The organism is Streptomyces sp. NPDC004752 (assembly GCF_053601275.1).
In genome coordinates, this window is the sequence record NZ_JBSGBN010000236.1 from 1 (window position 1) to 6,382 (window position 6,382).

General features: G+C 69.1%; 6 protein-coding genes and 2 pseudogenes. 4 read left to right on the forward strand and 4 right to left on the reverse strand.

Annotation, left to right across the window (positions count from 1 at the left end; genetic code table 11):
* Positions 1-145: 145 nt before the first annotated feature.
* Together ACWEKM_RS45270 and ACWEKM_RS45275 are read right to left on the reverse strand one after the other, a co-directional pair.
* Positions 146-892, reverse strand: coding sequence for a TIGR03943 family putative permease subunit (locus ACWEKM_RS45270; protein WP_451627153.1), 747 nt, complete (start codon positions 890-892; stop codon positions 146-148).
* Positions 889-1,899: a permease gene (locus ACWEKM_RS45275; protein ID WP_451627154.1), complete on the reverse strand. Its 1,011-nt coding sequence runs from the start codon at positions 1,897-1,899 to the stop codon at positions 889-891. Before ACWEKM_RS45275 ends, ACWEKM_RS45270 begins: the two co-directional genes overlap by 4 nt.
* Before the next feature lie 218 nt (positions 1,900-2,117).
* Here ACWEKM_RS45275 and ACWEKM_RS45280 point away from each other — a divergent pair, with 218 nt between their 5' ends.
* A complete protein-coding gene (locus tag ACWEKM_RS45280) occupies positions 2,118-2,264 on the forward strand; it encodes a transposase domain-containing protein (protein ID WP_451627158.1) in 147 nt (48 codons plus the stop codon).
* A 204-nt stretch (positions 2,265-2,468) separates the two neighbouring features.
* On the opposite strand, the pseudogene ACWEKM_RS45285 reads toward ACWEKM_RS45280, so the two are convergent.
* Positions 2,469-2,552, reverse strand: a pseudogene (locus tag ACWEKM_RS45285) (integrase); the annotation flags it as partial.
* 8 nt (positions 2,553-2,560) lie between these two features.
* On the reverse strand, positions 2,561-2,773 hold the full coding sequence (locus tag ACWEKM_RS45290) for an SAM-dependent methyltransferase (RefSeq protein ID WP_451627155.1): 213 nt from the start codon (positions 2,771-2,773) through the stop codon (positions 2,561-2,563).
* Between the two features lie 383 nt (positions 2,774-3,156).
* On the opposite strand from ACWEKM_RS45290, the gene ACWEKM_RS45295 reads away from it, so the two are divergent.
* The 3 genes and pseudogenes from ACWEKM_RS45295 to ACWEKM_RS45305 all read left to right on the forward strand — a co-directional run.
* Entirely contained in the window at positions 3,157-4,665 is a 1,509-nt protein-coding gene (locus ACWEKM_RS45295; protein ID WP_451627156.1) for a Y4yA family PLP-dependent enzyme, read from the forward strand.
* Entirely contained in the window at positions 4,662-6,002 is a 1,341-nt protein-coding gene (locus ACWEKM_RS45300; protein WP_451627157.1) for a pyridoxal-phosphate dependent enzyme, read from the forward strand. The genes ACWEKM_RS45295 and ACWEKM_RS45300 overlap by 4 nt, the downstream gene beginning before the upstream one ends.
* A gap of 2 nt (positions 6,003-6,004) precedes the next feature.
* Positions 6,005-6,289 (forward strand): annotated as a pseudogene (locus tag ACWEKM_RS45305) (aminotransferase class V-fold PLP-dependent enzyme); the annotation flags it as partial.
* Between the last annotated feature and the right edge of the window lie 93 nt (positions 6,290-6,382).

Below are 6,382 nucleotides of genomic sequence, written 5' to 3' on the forward strand. Positions count from 1 at the left end.
GCGACAGATGCACGGACGAGCCGGATCCGGCCTCCTCCGCCACCGCATCCTCCTACCCTGACCGCTACCCGGCGTCACCACCGACTACGGGCCAGCCCGAAAATTGACACACCCACTGACCGTGGCCATGCCAACGGTGTCGCGCTCAGCCGTTCCAGGTCTCGTCATACGGATCGTTCGGGGTCGGGACCGGCCGTGCCCGGTTGACGCGGATGAATGGAATCACGCCATCGTTGACGGGGTCCTTGGTGCGCTTGGTGGCGTAGGTGCCCGTCACTTCGAGCCAGGTGTCGGGTTGCAGGACGGGAGGGGTCCGTCCGGTCAGGCCGACCTTGACGGGTTGGGCGTCGGCGGCACAGCAGTTGAGGGCCATGCGGACGAGGTAAGGGGCGCCGCTTCGGTCGAGGGTGACGAATCCGGTGATCCTGATCTTCCGGCCGCCCAGGGAGCGTCCGTGGTCGTAGACCGCGCGGCTTGCGTAGTCGGCCAGGTTGAGGGGGAGCGGGTCCGTGTCCGGGAGGGCAGGGAAGCCCAAAGGGCGTTGCAGCGCCGTACCGGTGTGCATGGCGCTGTAGGAGCCGAGGGCGGGTGGGGCGACCAGGATGAGAGCGAGCAGGGGCAAAACGAGGAGCCAGGCGACCCACGGTTCGCGGTGGGCTTGGCCGACCGCGTCATGGTCCTCGCCTTCGTGCCCGTTGTCGTGGAGTACGCGTGATGCCCGCAGTTCGTACCAGACGGTGGCGATGGCGGCGGCGATCAGAGCGAGTCCGGCCGCGAGCAGCAGTGGGCGCAGTCCTGCTTTGACATAGCGCAGATAGAGATCGGTGAAGCCGGCGTGCAGCATGGCTGCGCCGGTGAGGAACAGGATCGCCGCTTGTGCCTGCCGGTTCACAGCATCACCGCCCCGGCCAGGGCCGACATCAGGACGGCTAGGGCAAAGGTGGCGGGGGCGAAACGCAGCGCGAAGCCGCGGCCGAAGGTGCCGGCCTGCATGGCGAACAGTTTGAGATCGATCATCGGCCCGACGACGAGAAACGCGAGGCGGGCGGTGTGCGAGAACTGCGTCAGGGAGGCGGCCACGAACGCGTCGGCCTCGGAGCAGATCGACAACAGCACCGCGAGGATGGCCAGGGCGAGGATCGACACCACAGGGTTGTCGGCCGCGGCGTGCAGCCAGGTCGCCGGTACCACGGCCTTGAGAGTGGCCGCGGACATCGCTCCGACGACGAGGAAGCCGCCGGCGTGCATCACATCGTGCCGTACGGACCCCCAGAACGCCGATCCCTTGCTGAGGCCCTCGGACTCCGGTCGGGTCGGCGGCCGCAACCAGTCGGTGCGGCCCAGCCGCTGCCACAGCCAGCCCATCGCACACGCCACGAGCAGGCTCGCCACGAACCGGGCGAGCACCATGCGGGGTTCGCGGGGAAACGCGACTGCGGTGGCGGTCAGCACGACCGGGTTGATCGCCGGGGCGGACAGCAGGAACGCCAGCGCCGCCGCGGGGGTGACGCCCCGGCGCACGAGCGCCCCCGCCACCGGCACGGAGGCGCACTCGCAGCCGGGCAGGACCGCCCCGGCCACCCCCGCGACCGGTACCGCCAGGGCAGGTTGCCTGGGCAGGGCACGGGCGAAGAACGACGGCGGGACGAACACCGCGATGGCCGCCGACAGCAGCACCCCGAGGACGAGAAAGGGCAGAGCCTGGAGGACGACGGCGACGAACACGGTCATCCAGCTCTGCATCACCGGCGCGGACAACGCCCGGCGGATCGGCCCCTGCGCCGCGAGCACCAGGACCAGCGCGACAATCACGGCGAGCGACGGATCGAACCGCCCGCCCTGCGGTCGATCCGCATCGTGCTGATCACCCTGAGTGGGGGCCGGCTTGGTGATGGCCACGGTGAGGTACCTCCGTGCGCGGGGCTTCGCGGAACTGATTCCCCCTCCAGTACGCCCGCTCAGGCCGAATCGCTCATCGCGAGTGCTGCCCCAGATCACCCCCTTTAGGCTCAATACCGGTAACTCAAGGGGCAATCTGGATCGTTGTTGTTGATGTGGCAAGAGCGGGTCAGCTGAAGTTTTCTGGTGAGCGGTTGTCGGACCGGGTTGCGGTCGGGGTGCTGACGCAGGCGTTTCCTCCGGGGCGTGTGGATGAGGTGTTGGCGGAGACGGGTCGGGTGCAGCAGCGGAGCCGGCTGTTGCGGGCCCGGCTGGTGGTCCACTTCGTGTTGGTCTGCGCCACGAGGCACGGTGTTTTCGAGTAGGGGTGAAAGACCACTGTCATCGGGTCGTCGCAGCGGCCCGATTGAAGCTGGGGACAGCCCGGTCCGGGGAACGCCGGGGAGGGGGCAGTCCTGACAACGACGGGACGGGCCGGTACTGCCAGACGGCCCGGGTCCGGCTAGGTAGGGCTGTGGCCGGGAAGGCTCACCGGGTTGCTGATCATGCGGCGGCGGGGCGTCCGCCCCATCCGGGTGGCGGGCATGGGCGTTGCGCCATCGCAGGTATGCGTGCAGCGCCTTGGTCTGCACGGTGTGGTTCGGATGGCCAGATCGTGGCATTACGCCGTGACGCGGTCGTCGAGGTTCTCGGTGCGGGCCAGCGCGGCCACACGCTCCACGGCGGTGGGCGAGATGTCCACCGCGGTCACCTTCCAGTCGTGGCGGGCGAGCCACAGGGTGTCCCCGCCCGTTCCGCACCCGAGGGCGAGCGCGGCGCCGGGAGTCAGCCCGGAGGCCACCTCCTCCGGAATGGGATTTACCGGCTCGCCCAAGCGGACCGGTCCTGCGCACGCTGCCGGTAGAGGCCCTCCCAGAACTCCTCGGGCTTCTGCGCGGCCAGGTCGGCCGCTGTGCGGCCGTGAGGCTGTTGCGCCATGACATGTTCTCCCTTCGTCGCGACCGCTCGGGGCGTTCCGCGAGATGTCGGGAGACACCACTGCCACCGAACGACCCGTTGCCACGCGACACCCCTTGCCATTTCAGCAACAGCCGGAGGTTCGGCGCCACTGCGCGCATCGCCTCGACGCCCGCACGTGAGGGCGAGCCGGCGCTCGCGCTCGCGTAAGAGGCTTAGCGACGCGTGTAGTTGGAAACGACTATCACGAGCTGAGCGGCTGAAAGACGACGTGACGACCGACTGACGTGGGGGTACTTCGTGAAGGACGCGCCCTTGTATCTGCGCCCGCGAGTGGATCAACCGCTCGCCTCACTGCTGGAGAGCGCGCCGTTCCTGCACTCCCTGGTCGACGCCCTCGGCTCTCCGCTGAACGTGCTGCTCCCGGAGGTCGTGGCCGAGAACGCGGAACGCCTCGGCGCCGTCTACCGCCGTCACCACCTCGCCGGAAGGGTGTACTTCGCCCACAAGGCGAACCGGTCCAGCGCCCTGGTCCGCAGGCTCGCGGCGTGCGACCCGTCCGCTGTCGGCATCGACGTGGCCTCCCTGGAGGAGCTGCGGCACGCGCTGGGCTGCGGCTTCACCGGGGACCGGGTGATGGCCACCGGCCCGAAAGACCCCGAGTTCCTGTGGCTGGCCGCCCGGGTGGGCGCGACGGTGAACGTCGACTCGGTCACCGAGCTGGAACAACTGGCCGGTCTGGTAAGCGCGCACGGTCTGGGCAGGACGGAGGTTCTGGTGCGGTTGTCCGGGTTCGAGTCGGACAGCGGGTCCGGAGGCGCGGGTACGCGGGTGCTGTCGCGCCGCAGCCGCTTTGGTACACCGATCGCTGAGGTGGACAGGATGTGGACGGCGCTGCAGCGGCATGCGGACAGCGTCGAACTGGCCGGTCTGGCCTACCACTTGGACACCACCGGTCTGGAGGAGAAGGGCCGGGCCCTGGAACGCTGTGTGCTGCTCATGGACGAGTGCCGTGCCCGGGGCTTCGCGCCGCGCGTGGTGGACATCGGCGGCGGCTTCGGGGCCGGCTACGTCGAGGACGCCGGCGAGTGGGAGCGCTGGACCACCGCGCTGAGCGAGGCGGTTCTCGGCATCCGGCCGCCCCTGACCTGGCGCGGCCACGGATACGGACTGCGCAACGACAACGGCACCCTGCGCGGCACCGCCGCCCTCTATCCCGCTCACCGACCCGTCGCCGGACCCGGATATCTCGACGAACTCCTCTCGCGCCCCACGACCGTGCTCGACCGCACACCGGCCACGCTGCTCCTGGAACACCTCCACGACCTGTACGTCGAACCAGGCCGCGCGCTCGTCGACCAGTGCGGCCTGTCGCTGGCGCGGGTGCTGGAGGTACGTCCCCTCGGGGACGATCCCGGCCGGTATCTGGTGCGGGTCGGCATGAACGCCGCGGACGTGAGCCTGGAGGAACACGGGGTCCTCGTCGACCCCGTACTGCTGCCGCGTGGCGGTCCTCGGCATGAGGCGGCGGACGAAGGACCCGTCGGGGTCCATCTCGTCGGCAACCTCTGCCTGGAGGCCGATCTGATCACCCGCCGGCTGGTGTTCTTCCCTCGCGTGCCCCACGTCGGAGACCTGCTGGCCTTCGTCAACACCGCCGGGTACGTCATGGACTTCCACGCCCACCACGCGCAGCGCCAACCGTCGGCGCGGACGGTTGCCGTCACGGAAGAAGCGGGCGGAACCTGGAGCTGGTGTCCGGACGAGGACTACTGGCCACTCACACACCCACAGCGAAGGTCGTCATGAGGTACGACAGCGTCACGGAAGCCATCGGCAACACACCTCTGGTTCGCATCGACCCGTCCGTGCACGGTCTGCGGCACATCGACCTCTACGCCAAACTGGAGATGCTCAACCCGTTCGGATCCGTCAAGGACCGGCCCGCCTGGCATATGGCCCGCCCTCACCTGGAGGATGCGGCCTGTGGTGAGGGGACGGTCGTGGAACTCTCCAGCGGCAACACCGCCAAGGCCCTCGCCCTGCTGGCCGGCATGCACGGGCTGAAATTCAAGAGCGTGACCAACCGGATGCGTGTTCCCGAGATCAAGGACCTGCTCCTGCTCCTCGGTGCCGAGATCGAGGAGTTGCCCGGACAGAGCGAATGCCTCGACCCCACCGACACGGACGACCCGCTCACCCGCTTCCACCAGGCATTGTCCGAGCCAGGCAGCACCTATCTGCACACCGACCAGTACTTCAACCCGCGCAATGTCGAGGCGCACGCTGCCGGTACCGGCCCCGAAATCGTGAAGGACCTCGACGGGCGGGCGCCGGACTGGTTCGTGGCGTGCGTCGGCACGGCCGGCTCCTCCACGGGTGTCGCCCGCGTTCTGCGTGAGCACGACGACGCCGTGCGGGTTCTCGGGCTGGTCGCTGACAAGTCCGACTTCATACCCGGAATCCGGACCATCGACGAAGTGCACCAGGTCGGCTTGTTCGACCCTGCGACGTACGACTCTCTCGCCGCGGTCACCTCGCAGCAGGCCATCGACGGGATGATTACCCTGATCCGCCGCTGCGGACTGCTGTCGGGGCCGACCGGCGGCGCCGCCTACCAGGGAGCCGTACGCCATCTGGCGTCCGTTGACGCCGAACTGGACGGCACCGGACGTCGCCAGAGCGCAGTGTTCATCGTGTGCGACCGGGCGGAGAGCTATCTGAGCTATGTGCGCCAACGCCGCCCGGAGCTGCTGGGCCGGCCACGGCGCGGGCACTCGCCGTCGTCGGTCAGCGACGAGGAGATCAGGGCGGAACAGTCCCGGGCGGTGGACGTCGACGGCGCGCGGCGCTGGATCGCGGAGGGAGAACCCCGTCCGCTGGTGGTGGACCTGCGCGGCCCGCACGCCTATGCCGCCCTGCACATCGAGGGCTCGGTCAACATCGTCGACGAGCTCTTCGAGGAACTGGTCCGCGGAGGACTCCCGTTCAGCAAGCGCACCCCGGTACTGCTCGCCTGTCCGGTGGGGGAAAAGTCGCTGCGCTACGCCGTGTTGCTGTCCCGCCTGGGCCACCCGGACGTCAGGAGTCTGGCGGGCGGGATCGTGGCGTGGCGGGACGCCGGCGCACCGCTGGTGAGGGAGTGAACATGCCGGAACGGGAAACCGGTGAAGACGTCTCTTGGGAGCAGCGGCTGAGGGCTCAGTTCCCGATCGTCACCGGGCATCCGGAGCTGACGTATCTGGACAGCGCGGCGACCTCGCAGAAACCGCGGGCCGTCCTGGAGGCCGTGGAAACCTACCTCACCACGTCCAACGCCAACGCGGGCCGCGGCGCCTACCCCTGGGCCAACCGCACCACGGAACTGGTCGAGCGGACCCGCGAGCGAGTCAAGGCGTTTCTGGGCGATGGGCAGCCGGAGCGCTCGACCGTGTGGGGCTCGGTTATTCATCGCTGCTGGTCAAAGCGCCACGCCCCGGGGTGTTGGTCTGCGACCATGCTCAAGTGATCGTGTCGCTCGTGTACC